This window comes from Luteibacter sp. P1_D3, from assembly GCF_056406135.1.
Genome location: NZ_JBFUAT010000003.1, coordinates 54,484 through 72,163, shown reverse-complemented (window position 1 = coordinate 72,163; position 17,680 = coordinate 54,484). Strand labels below are relative to the sequence as shown.

Genomic DNA, 17,680 nt, shown 5'->3' with positions numbered 1-17,680 from the left:
GCTGCTTACTCGCCGTACCCGGCCAGCATCTTCTTCAGCAAGACCTCGAGCTGGGCCTGTTCGGTGGCATCCAGCTTGCGGGTTTGCCTGAAGAGCAGGCTGACGATGTCGGGTAGGAAGCTTTCGATCAACGCGATGCCTTCAGGGGTCAGCGTCAGCGTGACCTTGCGACGATCGTCTTCGCTGGAAGCGCGCGCGATGTAGCCCTTCTCGCAGAGCTGCGTGGTCAGCCGGGTCACGTTGGCCGACTTTTCGCCAGCGGCATCGGCCAGTTGCGAAGGGTTGAGGGCGTTATCCGGCGAGCCGTACATCATCATCAGGATGTTGTATTCGGGGTGGTTGAGCCCGTAAGGCTTCATCACCGCGTTGGCTTCGTCGTGGATCTCCTTGTAGAGATGCTTGATAAGCCGGACGAGCGCCGCCGGGTCGCGCGGGAAGCCCGGATATTTCGAGCGCGTGACCTGGAGTCGTGCTTCGGTGGGGGCGAAATCACTCATGAGGGCGTCCTGTCGGCGGATTGCCTCATAAGTATATAGTTCAGTTATGAATAATCAATAGCTGATCTAAATGCAGGCTTTTGCGATTGCCAATGGCACCAGCGCGTGCGAGAAGGCGCGAGCCACATGGCCCGCGCCTTCTCGCATTCACAGCCTTGCTACAGCCATGCAGCTGCTAGCTTTCCTGCCGAGTGACAACCTCACGCGCTCCTGCAGGAGGCAATAGGCCCGACTTTCGCAACGAGAGCTTCCCAAGGGCGTCCTGCAATGCATCGCGCGCCGACGGTTGCAGGCATCTCGGGTTATTACACGACCAACACGTGCTCGAATTGCCGCCAGCGGCCATGCAAGTGTTGTAGTGGGACAGGCAGCTGTCACAGGTCTCCATGGCGCGGACGGGTGTCGATGTCGCGAAGGCGGCCATCATGAGTCCGCAGGCAATCGCAGGCGTCAGAAACTTCATGTTCAAAATCCTTCTTGTTAGGGAATGAGTACGCTAGCCGCACTTGCCGACGCTTCCCGGGCATCCACCCCTGGACCCTTATGCCCCTCGGACCGACTCCGCGGCTAACGGACGGTAGCGTCTTCGCCCTCGCTCGTCCGTGACGCCGCGCACCGTCCGCGTTAGTGCTGATTCTGAAACCGGAGACGGCGAGACCCCGCCTGTGTCAGGCCGTAGGAGACAATAGGTCGTCGATCCCGACCCGCCAGAACAGCTCCCGCCTCACCCGGTCGGCCACCCCGTTCACGATCTCGGCGCCGTCCTGGGAAGGGTCCACGTGAACCCGGAAAGGCCGCTCGCCGAACGGCAGATTCACCACCTCGACGATCTTCGTGGCGACCTCCCCCGCGTCCGCATCCGCCGGCTCGAGCGCGGCCAGACCGTGCAGAATGCGGTCGGGCATGCCGGCGTACGGACCGTCCATGTACTCGGCGGCTCGTGCTTCGTCCGCAGGTTTCCCGGCATGGGCGAAGTGGTTGGTGCCTTTGGTAAAGGCACCGGGGACCATGATCGAGGTCTCGATGCCCCAGCGCGCCAGCTCACTGGCATAACTCACGGCCAGCGAATCCATGGCCGCCTTTGCCGCGAAATACGGAGCAAGGAAGGGCGGCGTGCCGCCGCGGACGCTGCTGCTCGACACCCATAGCACCAGGCCTTTTTTCTGCCTGCGCATGACCGGCAAGGCAGCACGATTGACCCGCTGCGTGCCCAGCACGTTCACGTCGTAGAGCTGCGCATACTGCTCCGCCGTGAACGCCTCGGCAGGACCGAAAACCATGTGGCCGGCGTTGTGCACCAGCACGTCGAGGTGGCCGTCGCGCTCGACGATCGTCTTCACTGCGGCTTCCGCGGAAGCCTCCGAAGTGACATCGAGTTCGACCACGCGAAGATCGATGCGACGGTCCTTCGCTTCCTGGAGCACCGCATCGGCGTTGGCCGCGTTACGACCGGCTATATCGCGCATGCTGGCATAAACGGTATGCCCTGCCTCGGCCAGGGCGCGCGCCGTCAACAGGCCAAAGCCGCTCGATGCACCGGTAATCAAGATGATCTGTCTCATGAGAAGTCTCCTGGTACGGCCGGGGTCAGACAATGCCGCCATTGGCGCGGAGGATCTGGCCGTTGACCCAGCCACCATCGGCGCCAGCAAGAAAGGCCACGGCGGCGGCGATGTCGTCGGGCGTGCCCAGACGTTCGAGCGGCGCCAGCTTGGCGAGACGATCGACGAGCTCGGGCGACTTGCCGTCGAGGAACAGGTCGGTCGCGGTCGGGCCCGGGGCGATGGCATTCACCGTTACCTGGCGGCCGCGCAGTTCGCGGGCGAGCACCATGGTGGTCGCTTCGATGGCCGCCTTCGTCGCCGCATAGGCGGCATAGCCCGGCTGCAGCAGGCCGACCACGCTCGAGGAAAAGTTGACGATGCGACCACCTTCGCGAATGCGGGTGGCAGCCTCGCGCATCGTGTTGTAGCTGCCTTTCACGTTGATCGCGAAGAGACGGTCGAAGTCTTCGTCCTTCAGGTCGGCCACGTTGGCCAGGGCCATGACGCCCGCATTGTTTACGAGCACGTCCACCCCACCGTAGACCTCCTGCACCGTATCGAAGAGACGACGCACATCGGCGGACTTCGAGACATCGGCCTGGGCACTGATCGCCGTGCCGCCAGCCGCTTCGATGCCGGCAACGACCGCCTCGGCCGCCTTGGCGCTGCCGGCGTAATTGACGACGACGGTGAAGCCGTCATGAGCGAGGCGCTTGGCCACTGCCGCGCCGATACCACGCGAGGCGCCCGTCACGATGGCGACTTTCTGGGTGTTCTGGTTCATCTCGGTTCTCCGGTACCGGCGACATTGCCGGGCGAGAACAGGATGGACGTTGTCAGCCTCCGGATAATCCCGCAGGATATGACTTCACTATTCCACTGTACGGAACAATGTTGTGGACCGCTTCGACACCATGCGCCTCTTCGTTCGCATCGTTGAACGGCGCAGCTTCACCCTGGCGGCGTCCGACCTGGACCTGCCCCGATCGACCGTGACCCAGGCCATCAAGCGCCTGGAGACCCGGCTCGGCGTGCGGCTACTCCAGCGAACGACGCGTCATGTCAGTCCCACGCTGGACGGCGAGGCCTACCACCGGCGATGCATCACGATCCTGGGCGAGGTGGAGGATGCCGAGGGCGCCTTCCTCGACGCGCGACCGACCGGACTGCTGCGCGTGGACATGCACGGCACGCTCGCCCGCACCTTCGTCCTGCCCGACTTGCCCGACTTTCTTGCCCGCTACCCCGGTCTGCGCGTGCATCTGGGCGAGGGAGATCGTTGGGTGGATCTGGTGCGCGAAGGCGTGGACTGCGTCCTGCGCGTGGGCGACCTGGCGGACAGCAGCATGGTCGGCCGCCGTATTGCGATGCTGGAAGAGGTGACCTGCGCCAGCCCGGCGTATCTCGAACGCCACGGCGTACCGGAAACCCCGGACGACCTCGAAGGCCATATCGCGATCGGGTTTCTCTCGACCGCCACGGGAAATACGCTTCCGCTGGAATTCGTCCAGAACGGCGAAGTCCGCCTGATCAACCTGCCCTCCGTCGTGACAGTGACCGGCTCGGATACCAATATCGATCTCGCCCGCATGGGCCTGGGGTTGATCCAGGTGCCCCGCTACCACCTGGCGGACGACCTGGCCGCGGGGCGACTGGTGCCGGTGTTGCCCGACTACCCGCCCACGCCCTCGCCGGTATCGCTGCTGTATCCGCACAATCGGCAGTTGTCGCCGCGCGTACGTGTGTTCATCGACTGGGTGACGGCGACGTTTGCCGCGCGGGCGCGCGACGGCGTCACCTCGCTCTGAGCGAAGTGACGGTGACGTCGGATCAGTTGTTCTTCAGCGGAACCGTTTCGAAACCCGCCTTCGGGTTGCTGTCGCCCTGCGGGGGCGGCGGAGGCGCGCTGCTGCGGGACGGACCGACGTTGCGGCTGCCGCAGGTGTAGGCACCCCAAGGCTGCGAGCCTTCGCTCGGATCGGCCAACGGCTTCACCGTGTCGGCACCCATCTTGGCGGCCTCGTTACGCGCCAGCACTTCCAGTTCGTCACGAACCTTCAGGTCGTTGCGATCCACCGGGCCGACGCGGTTCATGACCGAGACGGTGACCTTGCCCTGCTCCTTGCAGCTGGAGACATCGCCGTTCCAGGCGGTGCGGACGTTACGCGCGCCTTCGTCGAGCTTGATGCCCCACGAACAGGCGGAAAGGGCGAGAGGAATGAGGAGGACGAGAGCCTTGCGCATGTGTAACTCCGTGGAATCGATCGCTGCTTATGCTAGCCGGACAACCGTGAGGGCGCGATCTTCTTCGATCACGCCCTCACGAGCACTCACTTCGCCTTGGTCGCTTTCGTCGCCTTGGCATGCGGCACGTCCTTAGCGGGGTTGCCGTCGGCATCGATCACATGCACCTCACCCAGGTTCAGCGCACGAACGGGGGCCTCGATCTTGCTCAGGTCGCCCACGATCACCCAGGTCAGCGCATCCGGACGAATGACGGCGGTCAAGGCATCCTCTGCGGCCTTGCGGTCGACGCCCTCGATGCGGCCCTTGAGGGTCTGCACGTAGTCGTCCGGACGGTCGTAGATGACGATGCCCGTCATCGCGCCGAGTACGGCCGATGTGGTTTCGAAGCTCCCCGGAAGCGCACGAACTTTCTGAGCGCGAATCTTCGCGATCTCGTCGTCGGTCAACGGCTTCGTACCGATGACGGCACGCGCTTCCTTGAGAATTTCCGCTGCGGAATCGGCCGTCTTGTCGGTCTGCACCGGCGCATAGAAAAGCATCGGACGCTGGTTCTGGGCGTCGGACAGCATGCTGCCCGCACCGTAGGCCCAACGCTTTTCTTCGCGCAGATTCATGTTGAGGCGAGAAGTGAACGTGCCACCAAACGCGCCGTTGGCGATGCCGAGGTCCAGCGCGTTCTTCGCCTTGGTCGACGGTGCGAGCAGACCGGCCAGAATCAGCGACTGCGACGCGTCCGTGCGATTGATCAGGAAGACGCGAGGCTTGGGCTGCTCGGCGACCTGGCCGACGTTCTTCGTCGGCATGGCGCTTGCGGGTGCCGCCCAGTCACCGAAGGCGGCATCGAGCTGCGGCAGGATCTGCGCCAGCGTGGTGTCACCGGCGACGAGGATGCGAACGTTGTCCGGACGCAGGTAGTCGCGCTGGAAGTTGGCCAGGTCCGCCGCGGTGAGCGACGCGATCGCCTTCTCGGTGCCGCTACCCGTGAACGGAATCCCGTACGCATGGTTCTTGCCGTAAAGCAGGGGCGGCAAGGTGCGCAGGGCCAGGCCGGTGGGCTCGGTTTTTTCCTGCGCGATACCGGCTACCCACTGGCCACGAACCCGCTCGATGTCGTCCGACTTGAAGGCCGGATTGCGGACGATATCGGCAAACAACGCCAGCGAAGGCGTGAGCTCGGAGTTCAGTGCGTTAAGACCGACCGAGCATGTGTCGAGCGAGCATCCCGAACCGATGATCGCGCCAAGCCGCTCCTTGCGACGGGCCACTTCGACCGAGTCCAGTGTCTTGGTGCTTTCGTCGAGCAGGGCCGAGGTGAAACTGGCGGTGCCGAGCTTGCGGCCCTGGTCCGCCGCGTAGCCGGCATTGAACAACAGGCTGATCTGGGTGACCGGCACGGTGTGACGTTCGGCAAGCACCACTTCGATGCCGTTCTTCAGCTTGCCGCGCTGCAGTTTCGGAAACGAAAGGTCGGGGAAGCTATCGACCGACGGCACGCCCTTGCTGCGATCCACGGTCGACTTGCCGACGGTGTAAGTCTTCGCGGCCGGCAACACGGCGGCGGGGCGGCCCGCAGCGTCCTTGAGGCCGGCCACGGCCTTGTCCTCGGCGGCGGGATCGAATCCCGGTGCGGCAGGGAGCACGGTGAGCGTGTAGTCGCCCTTGGACAGCCAGGTCTTCGACGACGCGAGCACGGAGGCGATCGTGGCGTCCTGTGCGCGCTGGAGATCCTTCTTGTACGCCTCGGGATCGTTACGGTAGACCTGGCCCTCGGCGAGGATCACCGCCTTGCCACCGGACCCGCCGACCTTCTCCAGGCCGCGCACGAAGCCGGCGCGGTTGCTGACCTTGGCACGTGCCAGCTCGTCCTCGGTGGGGCCCGTCGCCATGTAGTCCTTCCAGACATCGGCCACGGCCGCTTCGACCTTCGCCGGATCGACACCGTTCTTCACATCGACGGTGAGCTGCACCTGGCTGGCGAGCGCGAACGGCGCGATGCCCAGGCTCACGTCGTCGGCGAGTTTGTCCTGGTAGACCAGGCGCTGGTAGAGACGCGAGGTCTTGCCGCCACCGAGTACCGTGGTGGCGAGGTCGAGCTGGATCGAGTCGTCACTACCGAGCTGGGGCACGACCCAGGTGCGAACGATGCGGGTCTGGGCAACCTGGTCATGCTGCGTACCACGCGTGGACGTCGCGACGGGCGTGATCCAGGGCTGCTGGCGCGGCACCGGCGGGCCAGCAGGAATGTCGCCGAAGTAGGTCTCGGCCTTGGCCTTGGCCTGCGCCACGGTGATATCGCCGGCGAGCACGAGCGTGGTGTTGGCCGCACCGTAGTAGCTGTTGAACCAGTGCTTCACGTCGGCGAGCGAGGCCGCATCGAGATCGGTCATCGATCCGATGGTGTCGTGGTGGTACGGGTGGTTGGCCGGGTAGGTGTTGACCAGGATGTTTTCGTCGACGCGGCCGTAGGGACGGTTCTCGTCCTGGCGTTTCTCGTTCTGGACGACGCCGCGCTGCGTATCGAGTTCCTTCTGACCGATGGCCCCGAGCAGGTGGCCCATGCGGTCGGATTCCATCCACAGGGCCATGTCCAGCGCCGTGGTCGGCACCGTCTCGAAGTAGTTGGTGCGATCGAACCAGGTCGTGCCGTTCATATCGGTGGCACCGGCCAGCTCGAACGGCTGGAAATAGGTGCCCTTGCGGTTCTCCGAGCCCGAGAACATCAGGTGCTCGAAGAGGTGCGCGAAGCCGGTCTTGCCGGCCGGCTCGTCGGCCGAACCGACGTGATACCAGATGCTGACCGCGACCACGGGCGCCTTGTGATCTTCGTGGACGACGACGGTCAAGCCGTTGGACAACTGGAACCGCGTGAAGGGGATATCCGGGATGGCGTCGGGGGACGTAGTGGCCGCTCCGGCGACCCCGACGGACATCAGCCCGGCAACAAGCAGGGCGAATCGTTTCTTCATGGCAGCTCCAGTGAACCTCGATGGTTCGATTCCTCCGAGGCTAGCCCGCGCGGTCCATCGGACGCAATCAGCCTTCATGCATGGTCCGGACGGTGTCCGCTTACGTGTGGTCAGTGTCCGCGGACAGCGGCGTTCTACGAGGCCACCTGACAAACCTCATACGAATCAGCTGATTGCACACCCTTAAAAGCTGGCACGGCGTTTGCGTTACTAGTCCTGCCAAGCCGGGTGGCCTCCTTACCCGGCACCGATCCGGAGAACGCCATGAAGTACGAAATGCTGATGCTGCGCAGCCTGCTCGTCACCTCGATGCTGATCTGCGGCATGACCCTCGGCCAGATGTTCTGACCACCCGCCACGTATCTTCTTACGGAATCAAAACCATGAACCACGAACTCCTGATGCTCCGCAGTCTCCTGGTCGCCTCGCTCGTCGTCTGCGGCCTCATCCTGGGCAACATGCTTGCCTACACCGGCAACCCGGTCCAGCTCGCTACGGTCGGCACGACGGCCCACGCCGCGATCAACGGCTGCGGCGTACCGCCGGATGGCATCGTCTGCCCCCGCATCGCCTCATAATGGGGGTATGCCCCATGTCATCCTCTTCCGACCCGAAATCCCGCCCAACACGGGCAACGTCATCCGGCTTTGTGCCAATACAGGCGCGGCCCTGCACCTGGTGCGACCGCTCGGTTTCGAGCTGGACGACGCCCGTCTCCGCCGCGCCGGCCTGGATTACCACGAGTTCGCCAGCGTCGCCGTTCACGACGACCTGAACGCCTGCCTAGCTGCGCTAGGCCATCCACGGGTATTCGCCTTCTCGACCCGCGGCCAGCACCTGCACACCGACGTCTCATTCGCCGAGGGCGATGCGCTGCTTTTTGGCTGCGAGACCGCGGGGCTGCCCGACGATGTGCTCGACGCGATTCCCGAGGCACAGCGCGTGCGCCTGCCCATGCGGCCAGGCAACCGCAGCCTCAACCTGTCCAATGCCGTGGCCGTCGCCGTGTTCGAGGCGTGGCGGCAATCGGGGTTCGACGGGGCGTCCTGAGCGTGTGGATGCCGCCCCGCCCTGGTCGGCGGGCTACAATCGCGGCATGACTTCCGATCGTCCCTCGGCCGAGGCCGGCCCCAATCGATTCCTGCCCCGCCCGCTTCGCGTCCTTGCCGGACGCGCGATGGAAGCGGCACTCAACCGCGCCGTCGACCTGGACCCGGACACCCGCTCCCGCCTGGACGCGCTCGACGGCCGCAGCGTGCAGGTGCACCTGAGCGGTCCGGAGTTGGCACTGCGCATCTCGGTGCAGAAGAGTCGCCTTCGCGTCGGTCCGCCGGAAGAAGGTGGCAGCCTGCGCGTTACCGCATCGCCGGCCAGCCTGTTGGCCATGGCGATCCGCCGCGACGACGACGGCGTGGCACCGGGCAAGGTGGATATCGCGGGTGACGCCGAACTGGCTCGTCGCCTCGAGAAGCTGACGCGCCACTACGCACCCGACGTTGAAGAGGCGTTCGCGAAGACCTTCGGCGACACCATCGGGGTGCCCCTGGCGAAGGCGTTTCGCGACGCCTTCGCCCATGCCCGCGAGACCGTCTCGCACCTCACCGAAGACGGTGCCGACTGGCTTCGTGACGAGGGTCGCGTCGCGGTCGCTCCCGGTGAAGCCGATGCGTTCCTCGACGGTGTCGATGACGTGCGCGAACGCACCGAACGCGCCGAAGCCCGCCTGGCTCGCCTCGAGCGCGCGCTGAAGGGGCGTCACGCATGACGCCGCTGCGTCTGCTGCCGCGCCTGATGCGCGTTGCCGCCATCCTGCTCAAGTACGACCTCGACGACCTTGTCGATGGGGCGCATCTGTTCCGACCGCTGAAATTCGTCCGACCGCTGTTTCCCAGCGCTCCTGCGGATGTTCGCGCCCTGCCGCGCGGCGCACGCCTGCGACTGGCGCTGACCGACCTCGGCCCGATTTTCGTCAAGGCCGGCCAGGTGCTGTCGACGCGACGCGATCTCGTGCCCGCCGACATCGCCGACGAATTGGCCCTCCTGCAGGACCAGGTCCCGCCCTTCCCCGGTGCCGAGGCCCGCGCCATTGTCGAGCGGGAACTCAAGGCGTCGGTGACGACGCTGTATGCCAGCTTCGACGAAACCGCGCTTGCCTCCGCGTCCATCGCCCAGGTGCATGCCGCCACGCTGCATGACGGACGCGCCGTCGTGGTCAAGGTGCTGCGCCCCGGCATCGACAAGCGCATCGCGCGCGATGTCGATCTCCTGCACACGCTTGGGGAACTCGCCCAGCGCTGGCATCCGAACGCCGACAAGATCCGCCCGCTCGAAGTCGTCGCCGAAGTCGAGAAGATGCTCTCGAACGAGCTCGACCTGCAGCGCGAAGGTGCGAGTGCCAGCTTGCTCCGGCGCAACTTCGCTAGCGGCGTCGACCTTTACGTGCCGGAAGTGCATTGGGACTTCAGCACCGAAGGCGTGCTGACGCTGGAACGCGTGTACGGCGTGAGCGCCGACGACATTGCCGCCATCGATGCCGCCGGCCTCGATCGCAAGCACCTTGCCGAGAAAGGCGTGCGCCTGTTCTACGAGCAGGTGTTCCGCGACAACTTCTTCCACGCCGACGCGCATCCCGGCAACATCTGGGTCGACCTGTCGCGGGTCGACGAGCCGCGGTTCATCGCGCTCGATTTCGGCATCATGGGTTCCCTTCCGGAAGCCGATCAGTACTGGCTCGCCGAGAACTTCATCGCCCTGTTCGAACGAGATTATGCGCGCATCGCACAGCTGCATGTCGCGGCGGGCTGGATGCCATCGACCGTCCGCCTCGACGAACTCGAGGCTGCCGTACGCACGGTGTGCGAACCCTACTTCACGCGTCCTCTCGCGCAGATTTCCATCGCCGAGCTGGTGGTGAAGCTGTTCCAGACCGCGCGAAAGTACGAGCTCACGCTTCAGCCGCAATTGATCCTGCTACAGAAAACCCTGCTCAACATCGAAGGGGTCGGGCGCATGCTCGATCCCGAGATCGATATCTGGGCCGTTGCCCATCCCGTGCTGCGCCGCATTCTCCGCGAGCGCTACAGCGTGCGCGCTACGCTGCGCGACGTGCGCCGCCGGCTGCCGCAATGGATCCAGACGGCGCCACGCGTGCCCGAGCTCGTGCGGGATGCGTTGCGCCAGGTCGCCAGCGGCCAGCAGCACCAGGTCGCCGATCCGCTCGCGCTTGCCGTCGCCCGGGACGACGCGCGCCGCATGCGCCGACTCGTGGCATGCAGCCTGCTCGGTTCGTCACTGCTCGTCTGCGCCGCCCTGGTCGGCACGCTCGCCGCGCGCGGCATGTGGCCGGCGATCGCAGCGGGCGTCGCCGGCGTGATCGCCTTCGTCGCCGGCTGGCCGCGTCGCGTCGCCTGATCGCATGCTCGAGATCCTCTATCAGGACGACGACATCGTCGCCGTCAACAAGCCGGCCAATCTCGCCGTCCATCGCTCGAAGTTCGTCGGACCCGACGATGCCTTCCTGATCGACCTGCTCCGCGAGCAGGTCGAGGGCAAGCTGCACCTTGCCCATCGCCTGGATCGTGCCACCTCGGGCGTGTTGCTCGTCGCGCGTTCGCCGGAAGCCGCCAGTCAGCTCGGCGAGCAGTTCATGGGGCGCAGCGTGCGCAAGCGCTACCTCGCCGTGGTACGTGGCTGGCCCGATCCCGACGCCGGCACGATCGACTACCCGCTGCCGGGTTCGCGCGATACCGGCCCGCGACGCGATGCGACAACGGACTACAGGCAGCTCGGCACCACGGAAGTCGACATCGCGCTCGGTCGCTACGAAAAGCAGCGTTACGCCTTTGCCGTGGCCGAACCGCGCACCGGGCGCTTTCGCCAGATCCGCAAGCATTTCGCGCACATCCATCACCCGATCATCGGCGACAGCCAGCACGGGCGCGGCGACCACAATCGCCTGTTCAAGCAGTACTTCTCGTCGCACCGCTTGCTGCTGCACGCAGCGCGGCTGGAGTTCGAGCATCCGATGGATGGGCGCCCGATGGCGATCGACGCGGGGCTGGATGAGACATGGCTCAAGCTGCTTGAGCGGTTTGGCTGGGCGGACGCTTATGGCGCTCAGACGGAAGCGTGGAAGGCGCCGAGCTAGCAGGCAGCCGGCTTAGCCTCCCCCGGCGGAGTCCCGCGTCGCACCATGCATCGGTGAGCCGCGCTGCTAGAATCGCCCGGCCATGCTTATCGTCACCGCCAGCATCACGATCCCTGACTCCGAACTCATCGAGCGTTTCATGCGCGCCGATGGTCCGGGGGGCCAGCACGTCAATCGGACGGAAAGTGCCGTCGAGTTGCGTTTCGACGTCGCCTCGTCACCGTCACTGCCGGACGAAGTGCGCGAACGGCTCCTCGCACGCCGCGACCGCCGCATGACGGATGCGGGCGTGATGGTGATCCAGGCACGGCGGTTCCGTGACCAGGGTCGTAACCGAGACGACGCGCGCGACCGTCTGGTCGATGTGATCCGCGAAGCCACGGTCGTGGCGAAGAAACGTGTCGCGACCAAGCCCACGCGCGCTTCGAAAGAGCGACGCCTCGTAGGCAAGACTCAGCGTGGCCAGACCAAGCGCGGTCGCTCGCGCGACTGGAGCAACGATTGAGCCCCTACCCGGAACATCTCGCACCGAATATCCCATCGCTACCGGATTCCTGGTGGATGAGAATTAGCCGCTGGGCGATTCGTCGTAGCGGCTGGCGCCTCGTCGGTGAACTACCAAACCTGCCCAAGGTCGTCGTCATCGGCGCACCGCATTCGTCTTATTGGGACGGCGTGTGGGGCCTGCTGATGAAATCCGCCATGGGCCTGGATCTCGGTGTGATGATCAAGCGCGAAGTTCTCAACGGGCCCTTTGGCCCGGTCGTACGTCGCCTCGGCATGGTGCCGATCGATCGCAAAGCCGCGACCGACGTCGTCGGCCAGATGGTCGAGCGCTTCGCCACTCGCGAGAAGATGTGGCTGGGCATCGCCCCGGAAGGCACACGCAAACCGGTCAAGCAGTGGAAGTCGGGTTTCCTGCGCATTGCGCGCACGGCGAACGTTCCGATTGTTCCGATCTTCATCGACTACCCGACGAAAACGTTCACCGTGGGCTCTCTTATCGAGACGACAGGCGATACGGAAGCGGACATGACGCGCATCCGCGCCATGTTCGCCGGGTATCAGGGCAAGCACCGGGCTGCCTAGCGCGTCCGACAATCAGCCGAGCGCTTTGCGATAGGTGAACGAGTATAGGTTGGGCATGCCCACTTGATTGACCACGAGGACCCTGTATGTCCCCGGGCCGACGGTGGCGGACAATGACAGTCCACTATCGATCGTGCGCCAGTCGCCGTTCTCGAATCGTTGCAGGTATGCGGTCAGCGACGTGCTGCCGCTCGCTGTCGCGAAGAATGGGCTCGTGCAGTTAGTGATCCAGCTGAGCTGCAGGGATGTCTCGTTCGCGACAAGGCGCCCCTGCGATGTCGCAGCCTTGGGATAGGCAAAGCAGCGTTTTTGCACTGATTGTGACTTCGCGAAAGACGACCCCGGATGGAATGCGAGGCACATCGCGAACGATGCGAATGCACCGATCGTGATGATCTTCAATGCGGTCTTCATACTCACTCCCGAACTAGCGCGTCGTTGCGCATATGAACGTTACTTGCGACTAAATCGACCACGCACCAGGGATAGCCCGCGATCGGCGTAAGCGAATCGCAATGAGTTCGTGGCGCCATCGAAGACCCACAAAATTGGCGACATTCCCTCGCGAACGTCGCGCAACACACCGACTTTCGAACTTGATCGCGCGCAGGCACAGTCGTTGAACCGACGTGCATTAAAGGGCGAACAATGCAGGTGACAAGCGGTTTGGGCGGCTCCACGCCAGCGGGTAACCTGTGGCAAGTTCAGCATCGTCGCCGACCCGAGTGTGTCTATAAAGATGTGCCGATCAGAAACGGCGAGATCCGCGATGTCGCCCGAACGCTTCCGGATGGATTAAAGGAACGTCTTCGGACAACAGACATCCGCTCTATCGATCCTCTCGAACTATCTGACTTGGCCAACATGCTGCACAGTGAGGGCTATCTCTCGCATGACGCTACGATGCAGCTAGGCTTCTTTCAGCTCGATGTGAAGGGTGTCTTCGATCCGCTCGCGAAGACAAAGGATGCGTTCGAATCCCTACGTGCAATAGGTGCTTCCAGATACCCACTGTGTGTCGAACTTTATGAGGCCGCTATCGACGCCATAGAAGGCCTTGAGGCCCTGATCGACTGTCTTAACGGCAAGACGGTCGACGTCTACGCGTAATCACCGCTCGGAATGTCCCGACTCATCGTAATCACGATGGGTAAGCAGACCCGGCCTGATCAGGTCGATGAAGGCCCGCGCTTCCGGGCTGAGGAACTTACCCTTCCTCATCACCACGCCGTAGCTGCGCTGTGGAAAATACTGTCGCAAGTTGCGTACGACCAAGCGTTCACGGTCCGTCTCGGTGATGCAGATGCCGGTGACGATGGAAATGCCGAGGCCCATCGCCACGTACTGCTTGATCACATCCCAGCCGCCGACCTCGATCGCGACCGTGTATGGCACGTGTCGCTGCTGGAACACCATGTCGACGAGGCGGTACGTGGTGAGGCGCTTGGGCGGGAGGATCAAGCCATAGGGAGACAGGTCCTCCAGGCGGATATCCGTTTTCGACGCCAGCGGATGATCGGGCGGCATGATCAGCATCGGGTCGTAGTGGTAGACCGGCGCCCAGGCGATGTCGTGAGGCACGTCGATCATCGAGCCGACCGCGATGTCGACCTCGTCGCTGCGCAGGAGGGCGAGTCCATCGCGATTGGTCACGTTGGATAGCGCGAGGTGGACGTGGGGAAAGCGCTCCCGGTACGTCTTCACCAGCTCGGGCAGCAGGTATTGGATCGTCGACGAGCCGGCCGCCACCGTCAGCCGTCCCGCCTGGGCGCCCTTTGTCTTTGTCTGGAACTCGCGATCCAGGTTTTCGAACCCCTCGACCAGGGGACGGGCGAGTTCGTAGAGAGCCTCGCCGGCGTCGGTCAGGGTGACGCGGCGGCGGGTGCGCTCCAGCAAGGTCGTACCCAGCTCCCGTTCCAGCGCTTTCAGCTGAAGACTCACCGATGGCTGAGATAGGAACAGCGCCTCGGCCGCGCGGCTGAGGGTGCCCAGGCGCGTGGTGTAGACGAAGGCCCGCAGCTGCTTCAGGCGGTTGCCCTTGTAGTAGAACCGGCCACCTTCGTCGTCCGCGGGTCGGTCCGCCATACGCGGCTTCGCACGCTTCACTACAGCTTTTTTTGCGGGATTCAGCTTGCGCACCATGCGATTAATCCCTATAGATTAAGAAGTTATATATTTAATTAACATTGTTAATCTAAATCATTGAAACATTTGTTTTGTCAAAATCGTAGCTCCGGACCTAGGGTAAACGCCAGACCCGCACTCCGAGGCACGATCCCATGGCAGTTCCCAAGAGCGTGATCGACCCCCTGGCCGGCGTTCGCTTTGGCGACGGCAGCAGTTCTTACGCGGATGTGCTGAGCCCCGGGGCGATCGCCTTCGTTGCCGACCTCCACCGCCGATTCGACAGCCGCCGCCTGGCCCTGCTCGCCGAGCGCGCCGCCCGGCAACTTCGCTATGACGCCGGCGAGCTTCCCGACTTCCGCCCGGACACCGTGGCGATCCGCGAGGCCGACTGGTCGGTCGCGGCCATCCCCGACGCCCTGATGGACCGTCGCGTCGAGATCACCGGCCCGGTCGAGCGGAAGATGATCATCAACGCGCTCAATTCCGGCGCGAAGGTGTTCATGGCCGACTTCGAGGATTCGAGCGCACCGACCTGGGCGAACCAGATCGAAGGCCAGCGCAACCTGCGCGACGCCGTCGAAGGCACGATCGAATTCACCAACGCCGACGGCAAGGTCTACCGCGTTGGCAAAGACCCGGCGGTGCTGGTCGTCCGTCCGCGCGGCTGGCACCTCCCTGAGCGCCACGCCGAGGTCGACGGCGATGTCGTCGCCGGTGCGCTGGTGGACTTCGGGCTCTACGCCTTCCACAACGCGAAGACCCTTCATGCCCGCGATCGTGGCCCGTACTTCTACCTGCCCAAACTGCAGAGCATGGAAGAGGCGGCGCTGTGGGAATCGGTCATGGCCCACGCCGAGACCGTACTGGACCTGCCGCACGGGACGATGAAGGCCACGGTGCTGATCGAGACCCTGCCCGCCGTGTTCCAGATGGATGAGATCCTGCACGCCTTGCGCGATCGTGTCGTCGGCCTGAACTGTGGTCGCTGGGACTACATCTTTTCCTACCTGAAGACCTTCCGCGCCCATGGCGATCGCCTGTTGCCGGAACGTGGTCAGGTCGGCATGACCGCACCCTTCCTCAAGGCGTACTCGGAGCTGCTGATCCGCACCTGCCACCATCGCGGCGCCTTCGCGATGGGCGGCATGGCGGCACAGATCCCGATTCGCGGTGACGAAGCAGCGAACGACGAAGCCATGGCCAAGGTGAGGGCCGACAAGCTCCGCGAAGTGACTGCAGGACACGATGGCACATGGGTAGCGCATCCCGCGCTCGTGCCGATCGCGCAGGCGATCTTCGACGCACACATGCCCACGTCGAACCAGCTGCACATGCAGCGCGACGATGCGGTGACCTCGCGCGACGCCCTTATCGCCCCGGCGATCGGCACGATCACACGCGCCGGTTTCGACAACAACGTGGAAGTCTGCCTGCGCTATACGGCGGCCTGGCTGGACGGACTCGGCTGCGTCCCGATCCACCACCTGATGGAAGACGCCGCCACCGCCGAGATCGCGCGTGCGCAGCTCTGGCAATGGCTGCATCACGAGCCGCTGGAATTCAGCGACCACGCGGTGATTGACTTCGCGCTGTTCGATCACGCGCTGGCCACGCACACCCATCGCCTGCGCGAGAGCTCGCATCCCGGCGCATCGCGCGCCGACCAGGCCGCCGCACTGATTTCCGCGCTGACACACGCCGACGAGCTACGCGACTTCCTCACCCTGCCCGCCTACGAACACCTGTCCTGATCATTCTCCAAGGAGCCCCATCATGAAGACGCATACCGCCGAACAGATCACGCTGGACTGGAAAAACAATGACCGTTGGAACGGCGTCGAGCGTCCGTACACCGCCGAAGACGTGATCCGTCTTCGTGGCACGGTGCAGATCGAATACACACTGGCCCGCCGCGGCGCCGAGCGCCTCTGGCGCTCGATCCACGACAAGCCGTACGTGAACGCGCTCGGTGCGCTCACGGGCAACCAAGCCATGCAGCAAGTGAAGGCCGGACTGCAGGCGATCTACCTCTCGGGCTGGCAGGTCGCCGCCGACGCGAACACGGCAGGCACGATGTATCCCGACCAGTCCCTGTATCCGGTCGACTCCGTGCCGAACGTGGTCCGCAAGATCAACAAGACCCTGCTTCGCGCCGACCAGATCCATCACGCTGAGGGCAAGGACAACATCGACTGGCTGGTCCCGATCGTGGCCGATGCCGAGGCCGGTTTCGGCGGCGTACTCAACGCGTACGAGCTGATGGCCCACATGATCGAATCGGGCGCCGCCGGCGTGCACTTCGAAGACCAGCTGGCCAGCGCCAAGAAGTGCGGGCACATGGGTGGCAAGGTGCTCGTGCCGACGCAGGAAGCCGTACAGAAGCTGATCGCTGCGCGCCTCGCTGCGGACGTCGCCGGCGTGCCGACCCTGATCGTCGCTCGCACGGACGCCATGGGCGCYGGCCTCGTCACGACGGACATCGATGACAACGACAAGCCCTTCCTCACCGGCAAGCGCACGGTCGAGGGCTTCTACGAATCGAAGCAGGGCATCGAACAGGCCATCAGCCGCGGCCTGTCCTACGCACCGTACGCCGACCTGATCTGGTGCGAAACGGCCACGCCCGACATGGAGCAGGCGCGCCGCTTCGCCGAGGCGATTCATGCGAAGTATCCGGGCAAGAAGCTGGCCTACAACTGTTCGCCGAGCTTCAACTGGAAGAAGAACCTCGACGAGAAGACCATCGCCACCTTCCAGAAACAGCTGGGCGAGATGGGCTACGCGTTCCAGTTCATCACGCTGGCCGGCTTCCATGCGCTGAACTACTCCATGTTCCAGCTGGCGCGTGGCTATCGCGATCGCCAGATGGCGGCTTACGTGGAACTGCAGGAGGCCGAGTTTGCCGCGGAGAAGGATGGCTACACCGCGGCGAAGCACCAGCGCGAGGTCGGCACGGGCTACTTCGACACGGTGAACCAGGTGATCTCGGGCTCGTTCAGTTCACTCTCGGCTTTGAGTGGCTCGACCGAAGAAGAACAGTTCCATCCTGCGTCGGCCGCCTGA

18 protein-coding genes are annotated in these 17,680 nt (G+C 64.3%); 11 read left to right on the top strand and 7 right to left on the bottom strand.

Going from position 1 to position 17,680, the window contains the following annotated elements; translation table 11 throughout:
* Window positions 1-5: 5 nt before the first annotated feature.
* The 3 genes from AC1DYM_RS03805 to AC1DYM_RS03795 form a co-directional block, all read right to left on the bottom strand.
* Entirely contained in the window at window positions 6-497 is a 492-nt protein-coding gene (locus tag AC1DYM_RS03805; protein WP_046966506.1) for a MarR family winged helix-turn-helix transcriptional regulator, read from the bottom strand.
* A 668-nt stretch (window positions 498-1,165) separates the two neighbouring features.
* A complete protein-coding gene (locus AC1DYM_RS03800) occupies window positions 1,166-2,059 on the bottom strand; it encodes an SDR family oxidoreductase (protein ID WP_477336086.1) in 894 nt (297 codons plus the stop codon).
* Window positions 2,060-2,084: 25 nt separating this feature from the next.
* Entirely contained in the window at window positions 2,085-2,825 is a 741-nt protein-coding gene (locus tag AC1DYM_RS03795; protein ID WP_477336084.1) for an SDR family oxidoreductase, read from the bottom strand.
* Window positions 2,826-2,937: 112 nt separating this feature from the next.
* Here AC1DYM_RS03795 and AC1DYM_RS03790 point away from each other — a divergent pair, with 112 nt between their 5' ends.
* Window positions 2,938-3,849 carry a LysR family transcriptional regulator gene (locus AC1DYM_RS03790; protein WP_477336082.1) on the top strand — a complete coding sequence of 304 codons (912 nt, stop codon included), beginning with the start codon at window positions 2,938-2,940 and terminating at the stop codon, window positions 3,847-3,849.
* A gap of 22 nt (window positions 3,850-3,871) precedes the next feature.
* Here the strand turns inward: AC1DYM_RS03790 and AC1DYM_RS03785 are convergent, their stop codons facing one another.
* Complete coding sequence (locus AC1DYM_RS03785) at window positions 3,872-4,285, bottom strand: DUF4156 domain-containing protein (protein ID WP_477336080.1); 414 nt, start codon at window positions 4,283-4,285, stop codon at window positions 3,872-3,874.
* 86 nt (window positions 4,286-4,371) lie between these two features.
* Window positions 4,372-7,254 carry a M16 family metallopeptidase gene (locus AC1DYM_RS03780; protein WP_477336078.1) on the bottom strand — a complete coding sequence of 961 codons (2,883 nt, stop codon included), beginning with the start codon at window positions 7,252-7,254 and terminating at the stop codon, window positions 4,372-4,374.
* Window positions 7,255-7,637: 383 nt separating this feature from the next.
* Between AC1DYM_RS03780 and AC1DYM_RS03775 the strand changes: the two genes are divergently transcribed.
* The 7 genes from AC1DYM_RS03775 (at window position 7,638) to AC1DYM_RS03745 (ending at window position 12,490) form a co-directional block, all read left to right on the top strand.
* Window positions 7,638-7,832: a hypothetical protein gene (locus AC1DYM_RS03775; protein ID WP_477336076.1), complete on the top strand. Its 195-nt coding sequence runs from the start codon at window positions 7,638-7,640 to the stop codon at window positions 7,830-7,832.
* A 7-nt stretch (window positions 7,833-7,839) separates the two neighbouring features.
* Window positions 7,840-8,304, top strand: a complete 465-nt coding sequence (locus tag AC1DYM_RS03770) for a tRNA (cytidine(34)-2'-O)-methyltransferase (protein ID WP_477336074.1) — start codon at window positions 7,840-7,842, stop codon at window positions 8,302-8,304.
* A gap of 46 nt (window positions 8,305-8,350) precedes the next feature.
* Window positions 8,351-9,019 carry a ubiquinone biosynthesis accessory factor UbiJ gene (locus AC1DYM_RS03765; protein ID WP_477336072.1) on the top strand — a complete coding sequence of 223 codons (669 nt, stop codon included), beginning with the start codon at window positions 8,351-8,353 and terminating at the stop codon, window positions 9,017-9,019.
* Window positions 9,016-10,665 carry a ubiquinone biosynthesis regulatory protein kinase UbiB gene (gene ubiB, locus AC1DYM_RS03760; protein WP_477336070.1) on the top strand — a complete coding sequence of 550 codons (1,650 nt, stop codon included), beginning with the start codon at window positions 9,016-9,018 and terminating at the stop codon, window positions 10,663-10,665. The genes AC1DYM_RS03765 and ubiB overlap by 4 nt, the downstream gene beginning before the upstream one ends.
* 4 nt (window positions 10,666-10,669) lie before the next feature.
* A complete protein-coding gene (locus tag AC1DYM_RS03755) occupies window positions 10,670-11,401 on the top strand; it encodes a pseudouridine synthase (RefSeq protein WP_477336068.1) in 732 nt (243 codons plus the stop codon).
* Window positions 11,402-11,483: 82 nt separating this feature from the next.
* Window positions 11,484-11,906 carry an alternative ribosome rescue aminoacyl-tRNA hydrolase ArfB gene (gene arfB / locus AC1DYM_RS03750; RefSeq protein WP_477336066.1) on the top strand — a complete coding sequence of 141 codons (423 nt, stop codon included), beginning with the start codon at window positions 11,484-11,486 and terminating at the stop codon, window positions 11,904-11,906.
* 56 nt (window positions 11,907-11,962) lie between these two features.
* Window positions 11,963-12,490 carry a 1-acyl-sn-glycerol-3-phosphate acyltransferase gene (locus AC1DYM_RS03745; RefSeq protein WP_477336064.1) on the top strand — a complete coding sequence of 176 codons (528 nt, stop codon included), beginning with the start codon at window positions 11,963-11,965 and terminating at the stop codon, window positions 12,488-12,490.
* Between the two features lie 12 nt (window positions 12,491-12,502).
* Here AC1DYM_RS03745 and AC1DYM_RS03740 read toward each other — a convergent pair whose 3' ends face one another.
* Entirely contained in the window at window positions 12,503-12,904 is a 402-nt protein-coding gene (locus AC1DYM_RS03740) for a hypothetical protein (RefSeq protein ID WP_477336062.1), read from the bottom strand.
* Window positions 12,905-13,138: 234 nt separating this feature from the next.
* Here AC1DYM_RS03740 and AC1DYM_RS03735 point away from each other — a divergent pair, with 234 nt between their 5' ends.
* A complete protein-coding gene (locus AC1DYM_RS03735; RefSeq protein ID WP_125902993.1) occupies window positions 13,139-13,600 on the top strand; it encodes a hypothetical protein in 462 nt (153 codons plus the stop codon).
* On the opposite strand, the gene AC1DYM_RS03730 is transcribed toward AC1DYM_RS03735, so the two are convergent.
* Entirely contained in the window at window positions 13,601-14,575 is a 975-nt protein-coding gene (locus AC1DYM_RS03730; protein ID WP_477336250.1) for a LysR family transcriptional regulator, read from the bottom strand. It lies immediately after the preceding gene.
* A gap of 194 nt (window positions 14,576-14,769) precedes the next feature.
* Here AC1DYM_RS03730 and aceB point away from each other — a divergent pair, with 194 nt between their 5' ends.
* Together aceB and aceA are read left to right on the top strand one after the other, a co-directional pair.
* Entirely contained in the window at window positions 14,770-16,368 is a 1,599-nt protein-coding gene (gene aceB, locus AC1DYM_RS03725) for a malate synthase A (RefSeq protein ID WP_477336060.1), read from the top strand.
* A gap of 19 nt (window positions 16,369-16,387) precedes the next feature.
* Window positions 16,388-17,680 carry an isocitrate lyase gene (aceA, locus tag AC1DYM_RS03720; protein WP_244465216.1) on the top strand — a complete coding sequence of 431 codons (1,293 nt, stop codon included), beginning with the start codon at window positions 16,388-16,390 and terminating at the stop codon, window positions 17,678-17,680.